Origin of the sequence: Nonomuraea mangrovi (assembly GCF_042681425.1) — a bacterium.
GTDB lineage: Bacteria > Actinomycetota > Actinomycetes > Streptosporangiales > Streptosporangiaceae > Nonomuraea > Nonomuraea mangrovi.
The window spans coordinates 699,050-712,033 of record NZ_JBHUFV010000061.1; the positions used below are offsets into that span (position 1 = coordinate 699,050).

15 protein-coding genes are annotated in these 12,984 nt (G+C 71.2%); 7 read left to right on the top strand and 8 right to left on the bottom strand.

Translation table 11 applies throughout. The features are described from left to right. Nucleotides 1–30: 30 nt before the first annotated feature. From ACFSKW_RS42225 to ACFSKW_RS42240, 4 genes are all read right to left on the bottom strand, one after another. Nucleotides 31–774, bottom strand: a complete 744-nt coding sequence (locus tag ACFSKW_RS42225) for a hypothetical protein (protein ID WP_379579892.1) — start codon at nt 772–774, stop codon at nt 31–33. Nucleotides 775–817: 43 nt separating this feature from the next. Next, nucleotides 818–1,075, bottom strand: coding sequence for a hypothetical protein (locus tag ACFSKW_RS42230; RefSeq protein ID WP_379579894.1), 258 nt, complete (start codon nt 1,073–1,075; stop codon nt 818–820). 87 nt (nt 1,076–1,162) lie between these two features. Beyond that, nucleotides 1,163–1,399: a DUF397 domain-containing protein gene (locus ACFSKW_RS42235; RefSeq protein WP_379579896.1), complete on the bottom strand. Its 237-nt coding sequence runs from the start codon at nt 1,397–1,399 to the stop codon at nt 1,163–1,165. Beyond that, a complete protein-coding gene (locus ACFSKW_RS42240) occupies nt 1,400–2,221 on the bottom strand; it encodes a helix-turn-helix domain-containing protein (protein WP_379580270.1) in 822 nt (273 codons plus the stop codon). It abuts the gene before it with no gap. Nucleotides 2,222–2,445: 224 nt separating this feature from the next. Here ACFSKW_RS42240 and ACFSKW_RS42245 point away from each other — a divergent pair, with 224 nt between their 5' ends. Both ACFSKW_RS42245 and ACFSKW_RS42250 read left to right on the top strand, forming a co-directional pair. Next, nucleotides 2,446–2,955 carry an ATP-binding protein gene (locus ACFSKW_RS42245; protein WP_379579898.1) on the top strand — a complete coding sequence of 170 codons (510 nt, stop codon included), beginning with the start codon at nt 2,446–2,448 and terminating at the stop codon, nt 2,953–2,955. 144 nt (nt 2,956–3,099) lie between these two features. Further along, nucleotides 3,100–5,502, top strand: coding sequence for a helicase-associated domain-containing protein (locus ACFSKW_RS42250; RefSeq protein WP_379579900.1), 2,403 nt, complete (start codon nt 3,100–3,102; stop codon nt 5,500–5,502). On the opposite strand, the gene ACFSKW_RS42255 is transcribed toward ACFSKW_RS42250, so the two are convergent. Beyond that, a complete protein-coding gene (locus ACFSKW_RS42255) occupies nt 5,486–6,496 on the bottom strand; it encodes an ABC transporter substrate-binding protein (protein WP_379579901.1) in 1,011 nt (336 codons plus the stop codon). The two genes, ACFSKW_RS42250 and ACFSKW_RS42255, sit on opposite strands and share 17 nt — an antisense overlap. A gap of 145 nt (nt 6,497–6,641) precedes the next feature. Here ACFSKW_RS42255 and ACFSKW_RS42260 point away from each other — a divergent pair, with 145 nt between their 5' ends. Genes ACFSKW_RS42260 through ACFSKW_RS42270 form a run of 3 tightly spaced genes read left to right on the top strand, consistent with a single transcriptional unit; the run spans nt 6,642 to nt 9,531 of the window. Next, nucleotides 6,642–7,706, top strand: a complete 1,065-nt coding sequence (locus tag ACFSKW_RS42260; protein ID WP_379579903.1) for a FecCD family ABC transporter permease — start codon at nt 6,642–6,644, stop codon at nt 7,704–7,706. Next, nucleotides 7,703–8,716 (top strand): FecCD family ABC transporter permease, encoded by a 1,014-nt coding sequence (locus tag ACFSKW_RS42265; RefSeq protein ID WP_379579905.1) that lies wholly within the window; start codon nt 7,703–7,705, stop codon nt 8,714–8,716. Before ACFSKW_RS42260 ends, ACFSKW_RS42265 begins: the two co-directional genes overlap by 4 nt. Next, nucleotides 8,716–9,531: an ABC transporter ATP-binding protein gene (locus tag ACFSKW_RS42270; protein ID WP_379579907.1), complete on the top strand. Its 816-nt coding sequence runs from the start codon at nt 8,716–8,718 to the stop codon at nt 9,529–9,531. The genes ACFSKW_RS42265 and ACFSKW_RS42270 overlap by 1 nt, the downstream gene beginning before the upstream one ends. A 4-nt stretch (nt 9,532–9,535) precedes the next feature. Here ACFSKW_RS42270 and ACFSKW_RS42275 read toward each other — a convergent pair whose 3' ends face one another. Next, nucleotides 9,536–10,240 (bottom strand): TetR/AcrR family transcriptional regulator, encoded by a 705-nt coding sequence (locus ACFSKW_RS42275; protein WP_379580272.1) that lies wholly within the window; start codon nt 10,238–10,240, stop codon nt 9,536–9,538. A gap of 45 nt (nt 10,241–10,285) precedes the next feature. Between ACFSKW_RS42275 and ACFSKW_RS42280 the strand changes: the two genes are divergently transcribed. Together ACFSKW_RS42280 and ACFSKW_RS42285 are read left to right on the top strand one after the other, a co-directional pair. Further along, nucleotides 10,286–10,621, top strand: a complete 336-nt coding sequence (locus ACFSKW_RS42280) for a rhodanese-like domain-containing protein (RefSeq protein ID WP_379579909.1) — start codon at nt 10,286–10,288, stop codon at nt 10,619–10,621. Between the two features lie 99 nt (nt 10,622–10,720). Next, nucleotides 10,721–11,653: an endonuclease/exonuclease/phosphatase family protein gene (locus tag ACFSKW_RS42285; RefSeq protein ID WP_379579911.1), complete on the top strand. Its 933-nt coding sequence runs from the start codon at nt 10,721–10,723 to the stop codon at nt 11,651–11,653. 36 nt (nt 11,654–11,689) lie between these two features. On the opposite strand, the gene ACFSKW_RS42290 is transcribed toward ACFSKW_RS42285, so the two are convergent. Together ACFSKW_RS42290 and ACFSKW_RS42295 are read right to left on the bottom strand one after the other, a co-directional pair. Continuing rightward, complete coding sequence (locus ACFSKW_RS42290) at nt 11,690–12,253, bottom strand: DUF1349 domain-containing protein (protein ID WP_379579913.1); 564 nt, start codon at nt 12,251–12,253, stop codon at nt 11,690–11,692. Nucleotides 12,254–12,272: 19 nt separating this feature from the next. Then, nucleotides 12,273–12,947, bottom strand: a complete 675-nt coding sequence (locus ACFSKW_RS42295; protein ID WP_379579915.1) for a spherulation-specific family 4 protein — start codon at nt 12,945–12,947, stop codon at nt 12,273–12,275. Nucleotides 12,948–12,984 lie beyond the last annotated feature (37 nt).

The following is a 12,984-nucleotide window of genomic DNA, read 5'->3' on the forward strand; positions in this document are numbered from 1 at the left end:
TCCCCACCCTTCAAGGCGCGAGCCTGCCGCCTAAGGCGCGAGCCTGCTGCCGGGGAAGGGCACCAGCATGGTCTCCCTCCAGGGCCCCGACAGGTAGTCGCGGGCCCTCTTGCCCCAGGTCAGCAGCCGCTCGTCGGGTGAGACCTCGTCGTCGAGCCCGAGGGCGGCGTCCCTGGCCCGCTGGAGGGCCAGGTGCGCGTCGAGTGTGGCGCCCCAGACGGTGACGACCTCCGTGTCGCACATCAGCACCTCGTACAGCCCGACGAGCGTGTGCCCGTGGTCGCGCAGGATGGGCAGGCGTTCGGCGCGGACGGCCTCCAGGTAGTCGAGGGCGGCGCCCGGCCGTACCGTGGCGCTCTCGAACAGGAACAGCGGCGCGGGCGCCGCCGAGGCGAGCGGCGGGCTGCCGTGGACCGCGCCGAGCGGCCGGGAGAACGCCGAGAAGCGCAGGTCGTCGATGTCGGACAGGAACAGCCGCGAGTCGACGCCGGAGTAGATCTCCATCATCTGCCGCCAGCCGCCCTCCCATCCGCCGTGGCAGTCCCACAGCGTGACGGCCTTGAACTGCGGGTGTCCGGTGATGCCGACGGCGTAGAAGGCGCCGACGAGGTCGATCTCGCGGGAGCGGATGGACATCCCCTCGGTCAGTTCGGGCGCGTCGCGGGTGGCGTCCTCCTCCTTGTAGCGCGTCAGCCAGGTGAGGTACTCCAGCGGCCGCCGGGAGTTCATGGGCCGGAAGTCGACTTCCTCGAGCAGGTGGATCCCTCGCCGCACCACGGCCTCCCGAGATCGAACCAAGCGATTGCTCGGGATGATATCAGGCCACGGCGGGAACCGGCTGAGGTCCGCGCCCCGTCAGCCACTCCAGGACGCGCCGGTGTCCGGAGGCGGCGTCCTCGAAGTGGCCCCAGTGCCAGTAGCGCGGCTGGTCGCGCACCCCTGTCACCCAGGTGCGGTAGGAGACCTCCCCGTCGGGCACGGCGGAGGAGACACCATACGTACGGATCACGACCCTGCCGCCCGGTGCGATGAGCACGTCGTCGGCGATCGGGTAGAGCGTCATCTGGTCGAGCATGCACAGATCCTGCTTGAGGCATGAATCCTGGCGATTTCCCTTCCGGCGCACCCGGGTTACGCGGGTGCGCCGGAGGTGAACACCGTGTTAAACGAGGAGGCCGTCGAACTCCCCGTCTTTCACACCGAGCACCAGCGCCCGGATCTCGTCGCGGGTGTAGATCAGCGCGGGGCCCTCGGGGAAGCGCGAGTTGCGTACCGCGATCGCGCCGTCGGGGAGCTCCGCGAGCTCCACGCAGTTGCCCTGCGAGTTGCTGTAGCGGCTCTTCCGCCAGGCGACCTCGGTCAGGTCGGTGGCGGGCATGCCGTTGTAGGTGTGCTCCATCTACATCTTTCTGAGAAGACCGTCGATGAGCTCAACGGTGCCGCCCGGCGTGGTGCTCTCCACGCACAGCTGCTCCATGGCGGTGAGGTACGGGTCGATGTCCTCACGCTTGTCCAGGTACAGGGCACCCCAGAGCTGTTCGACGTAGACGACGTCCGACAGGTCGGACTCGGGAAACCGCATGATGCTGAACGCGCCCCCTTCGGCGGCGTGCATGCCGTACCTGAAGGGCATCACCTGGATGGTGATGTTGGGGAAGGTCGCCACGTGCAGCAGATGCTGAAGCTGTTCGGACATGACCGCTCTCCCGCCGATGGTCCTTCTCAGAGTCGCCTCGTCGATGACGGCCCACAGGCGAGGGCCGTCCTTTCTGGTGAAGCGTTCCTGTCGCTGCATGCGCAGATGCACGCGCTGGTCGATGTCCTGAGAGGTCGCGTCGGGGTTGCCGAGCTGGTAGACCGCCCTCGCGTAGTTCGCCGTCTGCAACAGGCCTGGCACGAACTGCACCTCGTAGGTGCGGATCAGGCTGGCGGCCTCCTCCAACCCCACGTAGGTGGAGAACCACTGAGGCAGGACGGCTGAGTACTTGTGCCACCACCCGGGGGTGTTGGCCTCGCGGACCATTTCCAGCAGGGCACGCCGCTCGGCGTCGTCGACGACGCCGTACAGCGTGAGCAGGTCTTCCACATCACGTGTCTTGAAGCCGACGCGGCCGAGCTCCATGCGGCTGATCTTGGACTCGGAGGCCCTGATGTGGAATCCGGCCACATCGCGGGTGAGTCCGCGCTGCTCGCGCAGGCGACGCAGGCTGGCGCCGAGCATGATGCGCCGAACGGTTGAGCCAGAACCCGGCGGATCCATGGACACGTGCTGCTCCTTGGTCGTTTCCGTACCACACAGTCTGTCACTTCGCGCCCCAAAGATCATGGGTCGCGGCAAGATCCCCCTTTGCCACCTGATTCACCGATACAGGGCAAACCGTAGCGGCTGACAATCGCTTCTGCACGTGCATTCGCTCTTGCACCTGCACGAGACTCTGCCGCAGAATGATCAACGTGCAGTCCACCAAACCCCTCGGCATGTGGACCACGCTCGACTGGTGGCCCCCGGTCGGCTGGTGGCCTGAGGCGGCGCGCGACCTCCTCGTGCCCGGCACGGCGATCGGCGCCAGCGCGACGTTCGTCCTGCCCCCCGCGGCCTCATCCGTTCACTCCGCCCGCAGCTTCACCTCCGGCACACTCGCCGGCTGGGGCATGGGCGAGCTGGTCGACAGCATGGAGCTGGTGGTGTCGGAGCTCGCCACCAACGCGCTGCGCCACGGCCTGACGCTGGACGAGGTCCGGCACCACGAGCCCGTGCGCATGTCGCTGGTGCGCAGGGGCTCGCTGGTCACCTGCGCCTTCACCGACCCCGCCGCCGCCGTGCCCGTGCTGCGCTATCCGGGACCGCTCGACGTGGGCGGGCTCGGGCTGCACATCGTGGAGTCGCTGAGCCATCGATGGGGTTGGTCCGCGCTGTCGCCGTACGGGAAGATCGTCTGGGCTGTTCTCTCCTGACTCCAGGCGGTCCGCCGTGCGCGCGAAGGCCCGGACACCCGGGCACCGAGCGCGTATGCTGAGGTCTGCCTCGTAGTGAGGCCCACGTGGATGATCAAGGCTCACGGCGAGTCCCCGCGCGCGACCCACTGAGAGTGCTGACAGATGGATGATCACCTGCTCGGCTGGCTGCGAACACTGGACGAAGCGAGGCTCGCCCGCGTCCTGTCCAACCGACCGGATGCCATCGCGGCCCCGTGGCCGCGCCGGCTCGACACGCTCGCCCAGCGGCTGGGCAACGGTTTCGCCGTCATGGAGGCGATGCGGACGCTGCCGCTGCCGTGTCTGGAGATCACGCAGACCTGCCTGGTGCTCGGTGACGGCGTCAGCCCCGAGCGGCTGGCCGGTTTCCTCGACGCGCCCGTGGCACGGGTCGTCCCCTGGCTCGACGTCGTCTACGACCACGCGCTCGCCTGGCCCGACGAGGACGGCGGCGTGCATCTGGCCACGGCGGTCTCGCGCTGGTGGGCGGCGCCGCTCGGCCTCGGCGAGCCGCTCGACCACTACCTCAACTCCTGGACCATCAGCAACGACACGTTGCGCGCGCTGGCCCGCAATCTCGGGTTGCCGCCCCACGGCAACAAGCGCCGCACCATCGTCAGGGTGACGGAGGTGCTGTCGGACGGGGGCCGCCTGACCGCGCTGCTGCGCAACGCGCCCGAGGGCACCGAACGGCTGCTGGCCGACTTCGCGTGGGACGGGCCGGTCCGCGACGTCGACGGTGGCAGGTTCGTGACGCTCGGCACGCCGGAGAAGTGGGCGGCCGACCACGGCCTGCTCTACCGCCCCCGCTGGGAGCTGGCCGAGATGCCGCGGGAGGTGGCGCTGTCGTTGCGCGGCGACGGCTATCACCCGCCCTTCACCCCCGAGCCGCCCGAGGTGCCGACCATCCCCGTCGATCCCGAAGAGGTCGACCACCTGATGACACTGGCCGCTCCCCACGTGGTCGAGCGCTGCGCGGCACTGCTCGACAACACCGCCAAGACCCCGCTGCCGTTGCTGAAGACCGGCGGGGTGGGCGTGCGTGAGGTGCGCAGGGTGGCCAAGGAGACCGGCTGCGACGAGGACGAGACCAGGCTGCTGCTGGAGATCTGCGCCGTCGCCCGGCTGCTCGCCTGGGATGAGAAGTCGGCGGGCATGGTGCCCACCGACCGCTTCGACCGGTGGCGGCTCGACGAGGGCTCGGCCAGGCTGCGCGTGCTGCTGTCGGCCTGGTGGCGGATGGAGCGTTCGTCGCTGCGCAAGGTCGAGGGCAAGTACCTCACCGTGCTCGGCGACGACCAGAGCGGTGCGGCCATCGCCCGCGTGCGCAGGGCGGTGATGGGCGTCCTGTCCCACCTGCCCTCGGGTACGGCCTTCGCCGACAGGGGCAGCCTCGTGCGCAGCGCCCACTGGCAGGCACCCCTGCTCGACCAGGCCCTGCTCGCCGACTGCGCCTCGGCCGTGCTGGAGGAGGCCAGGCTGCTCGGCCTGCTGGCCAACTGCGCGCTCACCGATCTCGGCAGGGCGCTGGCCGGGCTGAGCGCCCACGCGGGGGACGAGAACGACGACACCGTCCCGCTCGTCGAGCACGACCCCGTCCTGGCGGAGGCCTCGACCAGGGCGCTGGCGAGCGTGCGCAGGAGCGCGCTGTTCGGCCCCGACCTGACCGCGGTGGTCACCGGGCCGCCCAGCACCGAGCTGGCCGAACTGCTCGACAGGGTGGCCGAACGGGAGACCCGCGGCGCCGCCTCGGTGTGGCGCTTCACCACCGAGAGCGTGCGCGGCGCGCTCGACCAGGGCTATGACGCCGACGAACTGCTGGGCGAGCTGGGCGAGGTCGGCGCGATCCCTCAGCCGCTGGAGTACCTCATCCGTGACGTGGCGCGCAGGCACGGTGAGGTGACGGTGACGACGGTGGCGTGCATCGTGCAGGCCTCCGACCCCGCCCTGCTGGCCGAGATCTCCCAGCACCGGCGCCTGGCCAGGCTGGGCCTGCGGCTGCTGGCCCCGACCGTGCTGGTCAGCTCCACGCCGACCGAGCGCACGCTGGCCGCGCTGAGGGAGAACGGCTACGCGCCCGTGCCGATCGCCGACACGGGAGAGATCTCCATCAGGCGCACCAGGATCGCGAGCAACGAGGATCCGCAGAACGGCAAGCTGATCCTGCTGCCCGGCGGCCAGGTGGCCGAGGTGGAGGTGCCCGCGCACGTCCTCGCCGAGCCCCCGCCCGACCCCCACGAGCACGCCCGCCGCCTGCTCGGGGCGCAGGACGACGTCGAGCAGAGCGGCCGCACCTGGGCGATCATCGGGCGGAACGCGACCAGGCTGCCGACGGCCCAGCAGTCGCTGCTGGGCTTCGTCGTCGACCGGGGAGTACGGGCGGGCATCACGCTGACCGACGGGCTGACCGCGACGATCAGCCACGGCGAGCTGCGCGGAGGGGCGCTCGACGCCTGGTGCGAGGAGGCGGGCGACTACCTGGAGTTCCCGCTGGCGGAGATCGTCGAGGTCAGGGGAGCTTACTAGCCTTCCCCAGGTCGGCCACCAGGCCTTCGAGCAGCTCGGCCCACTTCTGGTAGCTGTAGGGGGTCTCGACCCACATCGGGTAGACCTGGCCCTTGGCGACGGCCGGGAGCTTGGCGAAGGTCGGCTTCTTCTTCATCTCCTCCAGGCCGAGAGCCTGGGTCCTGCTGTCGAACAGGATGACGTCCGCCTCGTACTTGTCGGCGTTCTCCCAGCTCAGCGGCTCGAAGTAGCCCTGGGCGTCGACCTTCGGCCTGACGATGTCGAGACCGGCGTCGCTCAGCAGCTTGAAGTCGGGCACCATCTCGGGCGTCGATACGTACATCGCGTCGGGGCTGCCGGAGACCAGCTCGATCTTCAGGCCCTTGGCGGAGAGCTTCTCCAGCTCCTGGAGCGCGGCCTCGTAGCGGGTCTTGGCCTGGGTGATCTCTGGTGCGTTGATGTCGGCTCCGAGCTTGGCCGCCAGGTCACCGTACTTGGCGATCACCTCGGTGGCGTTCCTGCCGGTGAGCATGACGCCCGCGCTCGGAGCGACCTTCTCGATCGTGTCCTTGGACTTCTCCGGCACGTACCAGAGCGTGTCCTTCAGGTACATGCTGCTGACCAGCAGCTCGGGCTGCAGGCCGATGTACTGCTCGACGTTGAACTCGTCCCAGACGTTGCCCAGGCTCTTGACCTGGGTGATGTCGACGTTGCCCACCTGGGGGTCGCGCTCGCCGCTTTCGAGCTTGTGCGGGCCGAAGACGGCGATCGGCTTGACGCCGAAGTCCCAGAGCGCGGCGGCCGAGCCGACCTGAGCCACGATCCTGCCCGGGGTCCCGGGAAGCTCGATCTTCTTGCCTCGGTCGTCGGTGTAGGAGAAGGGGGTGGCAGCGGCACTGGCCTGCGCCGCCTGCGTGGCAGGCGCGGGCGCCGACTGCCCGCCGCACGCGGCGAGGGCCAGCACCGCGCCCAGGCCGGTGGCCGCCGCGACGAAACCCCTGCGGGATACCGACATCGTGCTACTCCTAAGGTGAGGCTTACCTAAACCGGACAAGGAGATTAGCTTAGCCTTACCTCACGAAGCACACGGGGGGTGACCGAACGCCACAAAGGCGTTGTTAGATTAGCCTCGCCTAACTCAGCTACGACGAGAGGGAAACGTGACCGCGCCTCCACTGTCCGGCCCGGCCAAGTCGGAACCGGCCGCCGCCAGTACGGCCGGACGAGGCCGCCCCGCCGTACTGGCGGCGGGGCTGCTGGCCGCGTTCGGACTGCTCGTGCTGGTGGCCTTGCTGAGTGTCGCCCTCGGCGCGCGCTCGGTGCCGCTGTCGACGGTCATCAGCGCCTTCGTGGCGCCGGACGGCTCCAGCGACCACACCGTCATCCGCGAGCTGAGAGTGCCGCGCACGATCCTCGGCCTCGGCGTCGGTGCGGCGCTCGGGCTGGCGGGAGCCCTCATGCAGAGCCTGACCCGCAACCCGCTTGCCGATCCGGGGCTGCTCGGCATCAACCAGGGCGCGGCGCTCGGCGCGACCGTCGCGATCGGCGTGTTCGGGCTCACCGACCCCGCCGCCTACGTGTGGTTCGCCTTCGGCGGCGCCGCGCTGGCCTCGGCGCTGGTCTACGCGCTCGGCTCGGCCGCGCGCTCGGGCGCCTCCCCCGTACGGCTGGCGCTGGCGGGCGTGGCGCTCGGCATGGTGTTCACCGCCGTCTCCCAGGCGATCCTGCGCATGGACTCCCAGGCGTTCGACCGCATGCGGTTCTGGCTGACCGGCTCGCTTGCCGCCCAGACCGCCGACGTGACCGTGCGACTGGTGCCGTTCATGGTGGCCGGCGTCGTGCTCGGGCTGCTGCTGGCCGGGCCGCTCAACGCGCTGGCGCTGGGCGAGGAGGCGGGCAGGGCGCTCGGCGTGGCCGTCGGGCGCACCAGGGTGCTGACCGCGGTCGCGGTCACGCTGCTGTGCGGCGCGGCCACGGCGGGCGCGGGCCCGCTCTGGTTCGTCGGCCTCGCGGTGCCGCATGCCGTACGCGCGGTCGTGGGGCCGGACCAGCGCTGGCTGCTGCCGTACGCGGCGGTCCTCGCGCCGGTGGTGCTGCTCGTCGCCGACATCGCCGGGCGGGTCATCGCGCGGCCGGGAGAGGTGCAGGTCGGCATCATGTGCGCGGTGATCGGCGCTCCGGTCTTCATCCTGCTGGCCAGGCGCAGGAGGGTGGCCGCGCTATGACCACCCCCGTTCGCGTCGGCCCCTACTCGGTACGGCTGGCGCCGCGCGCCTTCCTGGTGAGCCTCGCGCTGCTGGTGACCGCGGTCGTGCTCGCGCTGGTCGCGGTCTGCACGGGCGAGTTCACCGTGCCTGTCGGCGACATCGTCGCCGCCCTGTTCGGCGAGGGCTCGCCGGTGGCCGAGCTGATCGTCAGCGAGCTGCGCGCGCCCCGCGTGGTCACGGGCCTGGCCGTGGGCGCCGCCTTCGGCCTGAGCGGGGCGATCTTCCAGTCCCTCACGCGCAATCCGCTGGGCAGCCCCGACTTCATCGGCTTCACCGCGGGCGCGTCGACCGGCGGCGTCGTCGCCGTGGTCATGGGCGGGACGGCGGCGCAGATCGCCGCGGGCTCGATGCTCGGCTGCGTGATCTCCGCGGCGCTGGTCTACGCGCTGGCCTTCCGCGGGGGCGTGCAGGGCTACCGGCTGGTCCTGGTCGGCATCGGCGTCAACGCCCTGCTGCTGTCGGCCGACTCCTACCTCCTCACCAAGGCGAACATCAACGACGCGGCCAACGCGGGCGCGTGGCTCACCGGCAGCCTCGGCGGTCGGGGCTGGGAGCACGCGATCCCCGTCGCCCTCGCGCTCGTCGTGCTCGTCCCCGTCTGCTGCTACGTCTCCAGGCCGCTACGGATGATGGAGATGGGCGACGACGCGGCCAGGGCCGTCGGCATCAGGGTGGAGCCCGTGCGAGCGGCCGCGATCGTCGCGGGTGTCCTGCTGTGCGGGGCCGCCACCGCCGCCGCGGGCCCGGTGATCTTCGTCGCGATGGCGGCGCCGCAGCTGGCCAGAAGGATGACCCGGTCCCCCGGCGTGACGCTGACCGCCTCCGCCCTGACCGGCGCCGTCCTGCTGACCGCGGCCGACCTGGCGGCCCAGCGCCTGCTCGCCCCCACCCAGCTCCCGGTCGGCGTGCTGACCGCCGCCATCGGCGGCACCTACCTGGCCCTGTTGCTGAGAAAGGAACGCCGCTGATGGCTCGGCTGACCGGCTCCGACCTCACCCTCGCCTACGAACAGCGGGTGGTGGCGACGTCGCTGAACGTGGAGATCCCCGACGGGTCGTTCACCGTGATCATCGGCCCGAACGCCTGCGGCAAATCGACGTTGCTGCGCGCGCTGGCCAGGATGCTCAAGCCGCGCGCGGGCGCGGTGCGCCTGGACGGGAGCGTGATCACCTCACTGCCGTCCAAGGAGGTGGCACGGCGGCTCGGGCTGCTTCCCCAGACGTCGGTCGTCCCCGACGGGATCACGGTGGCGGATCTCGTGGCCAGGGGGCGCTACCCGCACCAGCGGCTGATGCGGCAGTGGTCGAAGGCCGACGAGGTGGCCGTGGCGGCGGCGATGGCGGCCACCGACGTCGGCTCGCTGTCGGAGCGGATCGTGGACGAGCTGTCGGGCGGCCAGCGCCAGCGCGTGTGGCTGGCCATGGCGCTGGCGCAGGAGACGCCCATCCTGCTCCTCGACGAGCCGACCACCTATCTCGACATCTCCCACCAGATCGAGGTGCTCGACCTCTGCGCCGACCTGCACGAGGCGGGGCGGACCCTGGTGGCCGTGCTGCACGACCTGAACCAGGCCTGCAGGTACGCCACCCACCTGATCGTCATGCGCGACGGGGCGGTCGTGGCCGAGGGGGATCCCGCCTCCGTGATGACGCCCACGCTGGTCGAGCAGGTCTTCGACCTGCGGTGCGAGATCATCGCCGACCCCCAGTCGGGGACGCCGCTGATCGTCCCCGAGGCGCGGAGGGCGCGCAACCCCGTCACGCCGGGCCTCGCTCGCGGCTGACGCCTCATCGGCCCTGGCAGAGCGCCAGCGCCGCCCGCGTGAGCGCGGCGCGGGCGCGCTGCTCGCCGTACCTGTCCTTGAGGGCGGCGGCCGGCTCGCCCGCCAGCCCCGCGAGGACGGCATGCGACAGCACCTCGGCGTCGGCGTCCGGCAGCGCCTGGCCGAGCAGGATCGCCACGTGCCGATGCCAGAACCGGTAGGCGCCGATCCTGTAACGCGCCCCGGGACTGGCGGTCTCCGACATCCGCACCAGGTCGAGGTGGGCGAACAGATAGTCGAGATAGGCCTCGACGAAGGCCGCGAGCCGTTCGCCTGGCGCGACGTCATGAGCGCCGGCGCCATGAGCCCCGGCGCCAGGTGGCGCGGTGTCATGAGGCGCGCCGTCCTGGCCCGCGGCCGGCGGGCCCAGTGGGGGCGGTCCTGACAGGATGCGCCCCTGCAGGTCGCGCTCCCTGGCGTCGAGCAGGGCCACCGCCAGCCCCGACTTGTCGCCGAACCTCCTGAACAGCGTCCCCTTGCCGACGCCCGCCTCGGCGGCGATCGCGTCCATGGAGACCGACTCCACGCCCTTCTCGGCGAACAGCCTCGCCGCCGCGGCCAGCACCTTCTCACGGTTGCGGGCCGCGTCCGCCCGTTCCTGGGGCGGGCGGCCGCGCAGGATCTCCAGAAGCTCGCTTGACGAACCGGACTGCGGTCCGGTAATTTCCATGCCATCCACAAACCGGACTGTAGTCCATTTACTCTGGAGGTCGCAATGACCGCCCTCATCACCCGCGACGAGCTCAAGGCCGCCATCGACGCAGGAGAGGTCACCGTGGTCGACGCGCTCGGCGGCGACTACTACGCGCAGCAGCACCTGCCCGGCGCCGTCGCCCTGATCGAGAGCGAGGTCGACGCGCGCGCGGCGGCCCTGCTGCCCGACAGGGACGCGGCGATCGTCACCTACTGCTCCAACCCCGCCTGCCCCAACAGCCAGGCCGTCGCCAACCGGCTGGCGGCCCTCGGGTACACCAACGTGCGCAAGTACCGCGAAGGCATCCAGGACTGGGTGGAGGCGGGCCTGCCGGTGGAGACCTCGGTCACCGTCTGACCCGCCGCATCCGCTCGCCCACCCGGCGAGGGCCGGGCTGCACGAAGCGCGGCAGGGACCTTCACTGTTTCTGCACACGCACCGGATAGGTTGCCCTCCATGATCCGGACCGTGCTCGCCTGGCTGCTCGTCGTGCCGTTCGCCGCATGGGCGACCCTCAGGGTGACGGGCGTGGACATCGCCGACCGGTGGATCCAGCTGGTCGCGTTCACCCCCTACGTCGCCGCCGCCTCCGTGGTGCCGCTGCTGGCGGCCGGCCTGCTCAGGCGCTGGGTCCCCACGGTGGTGGCCGTGGTGACGGCGGGCGCGCTGGCGCTGTCCGTCCTGCCGAGGTACTTCGCCGACGGGGACCCGCAGGCGGGCGGCAGGACGTTCAGGGTCCTGGCGGCGAACCTGGCCGTCGGCGCGGGAGACGCAGGGGAGCTGGTGAAGCTGGTCGAACAGCTCAAGCCGGACGTCCTCACCATCCAGGAGCTCACCCCCGTCGCCAGGGAGCGGCTCGACGGGCTCGGCCTGCGTGAGCGCATGCCGTACACGGTCGACAGGTCCCACACGGGTGTCTGGGGCTCGGGGATCTACTCCCTGCACCCGCTGTCCGAGAAGCCGCTGCTCGCGCTCGGCAACTTCCGGCAGGCCAGGGCGGTGGTCAAGGTCAAGGGCGGGCCGGAGATCGAGGTGGTCTCCGTGCACCCGTGCGCGCCGAGTCACGCCGCGAAGATGGGCTGCTGGAGAGCCGGGCTGGCGGCCCTGCCCAGGGCGGGAGGGCAGCTCAAGGTGCTGGCGGGCGACTTCAACGCCACGCTGGACCACTGGCCGGTGCGGGAGCTGCTCGACTCCGGCTACAGGGACGCGGCCGACATGAGGGGACAGGGGTTCACGGCGACCTGGCCGCAGCAGGGATGGCGGCCCCTGCCGGGGGTGACGATCGACCACGTGCTGGCCGACCGGCGGATGGGGGTGCGGTCGTTCAGCGTCCACCCGCTGGCCGGCACCGACCACAGGCCCGTCTTCGCCGAGCTCACCCTCCCGTGAGCCCTGCCGTGAGCCCTGCCGTGAGCCTGCCGCCCGTCAGTCCTCGGTGATGCTCAGGTCGTCGACGCGGACGGGGAAGCCCTTGCCGACAGGGGCGGCGGCCATCGCGCCCGCCAGTGTGGGAACGGCCGCGGGAAAGTAGGCCAGCCGCAGCATCGACTCGGGCGCCGCACCGTCCAGGCCGTAGCGGACGGTCACCGCGTCGCCCTTGCGCTCCAGCGCGAACGTGACGCTGCCCGAGGTCTGGGGCAGCGGCAGGACCGACCAGTCCGACACCTCGCGCGTCACGACGGTGCTGAGGTGGAAGGCGCCGTCGACGTACTCCACGCCCGCCTTGACCCAGTTCTCCTCGTCGATCCGCAGGACGGCGCCCGCCTGGTCGTACTGCTCGGCGTAGTCGCCCGTGAACGTCACCGTGAGCGCGAAGTCACCGGAGACGATCCGGCCGAACAGGTGGGCGGTGTCGTAGGTGTAGCCGTAATGGGTCTTCCGCCACAGATCCGTACCGGGATCGCAGACCAGGCTCAGGCCGTCGTCGGCGGTCCACTCGCGGGGAGGGTTGATCCATTGCCAGTCGGAGGAGCCAAAGGCCATGATCATGGCGGTCATCCTGCCATGCTCACCCGAAATATGTGGGTAGATCCCGCCATGGGGCCGCGCCTGTCCGGTCCGTCACGTGGACGGTTCCCGCGTGCCGAACCGCCCTGCGCAGGGTCGGCTCCACCTGCTCGTACGGCACGCCGTGGACCAGGTGGCAGAACCTGCCCCTCGCCAGCCTCCGCGCCCACGCCGGTTCGCGCATGGAGCGGTAGGCGGCCAGCGACCCCTCGAAGGTGACCAGGAGGTCGGCCAGCGAGGCGTAGGCGGGGTCGGGGTAGACGCCGGGATTGAGCACGACGGGCCCGCGCACCTCCTCCACCAGCGCCCTGTAGTGAGCCACGCGGTCGGCGCAGGCGGCGACCTGGTCGAGGAAAGCGCCCCGCACGCCGTACCAGACCAGATAGCGGCGCAGGTCGGCGCGGACCTCGGTGGCGGGGCGCAGGCCGAAGTCGGTCTCGGCGTAGCCGAGCACCTCGGTGCCCGCGGCCCGCAGCGCGGCCACCGCGGCCGCGCAGCCTGGATCCCTGGCCTGACCCGGGCCGTGATCGACCGTCACCACCGCCATGCGCGGCGGATCGGCCAGCAGGCGCCGCCAGGTGTGGACGGCGGTGCCGGGGTGGAAGTAGGCGGGCACGAGCGTGAAGGGCCCGGTCCCGGCCCCACCGGGCGGCCCCCCGCCGCACAACCGGGTCACCGCGCGCCGCCTCCCCCGCCGTCTCGCGCCCCCTGGC

Bases quoted from the DNA above. Each gene is read 5' to 3' on its own strand.
- ACFSKW_RS42230 (WP_379579894.1), bottom strand. From the start codon at position 1,075: ATGCTCGACCAGATGACGCTCTACCCGATCGCCGACGACGTGCTCATC.
- ACFSKW_RS42235 (WP_379579896.1), bottom strand. From the start codon at position 1,399: ATGGAGCACACCTACAACGGCATGCCCGCCACCGACCTGACCGAGGTC.
- ACFSKW_RS42240 (WP_379580270.1), bottom strand. From the start codon at position 2,221: ATGCTCGGCGCCAGCCTGCGTCGCCTGCGCGAGCAGCGCGGACTCACC.
- ACFSKW_RS42245 (WP_379579898.1), top strand. From the start codon at position 2,446: ATGATCAACGTGCAGTCCACCAAACCCCTCGGCATGTGGACCACGCTC.
- ACFSKW_RS42250 (WP_379579900.1), top strand. From the start codon at position 3,100: ATGGATGATCACCTGCTCGGCTGGCTGCGAACACTGGACGAAGCGAGG.
- ACFSKW_RS42255 (WP_379579901.1), bottom strand. From the start codon at position 6,496: ATGTCGGTATCCCGCAGGGGTTTCGTCGCGGCGGCCACCGGCCTGGGC.
- ACFSKW_RS42265 (WP_379579905.1), top strand. From the start codon at position 7,703: ATGACCACCCCCGTTCGCGTCGGCCCCTACTCGGTACGGCTGGCGCCG.
- ACFSKW_RS42270 (WP_379579907.1), top strand. From the start codon at position 8,716: ATGGCTCGGCTGACCGGCTCCGACCTCACCCTCGCCTACGAACAGCGG.
- ACFSKW_RS42275 (WP_379580272.1), bottom strand. From the start codon at position 10,240: ATGGAAATTACCGGACCGCAGTCCGGTTCGTCAAGCGAGCTTCTGGAG.
- ACFSKW_RS42280 (WP_379579909.1), top strand. From the start codon at position 10,286: ATGACCGCCCTCATCACCCGCGACGAGCTCAAGGCCGCCATCGACGCA.
- ACFSKW_RS42285 (WP_379579911.1), top strand. From the start codon at position 10,721: ATGATCCGGACCGTGCTCGCCTGGCTGCTCGTCGTGCCGTTCGCCGCA.
- ACFSKW_RS42290 (WP_379579913.1), bottom strand. From the start codon at position 12,253: ATGATCATGGCCTTTGGCTCCTCCGACTGGCAATGGATCAACCCTCCC.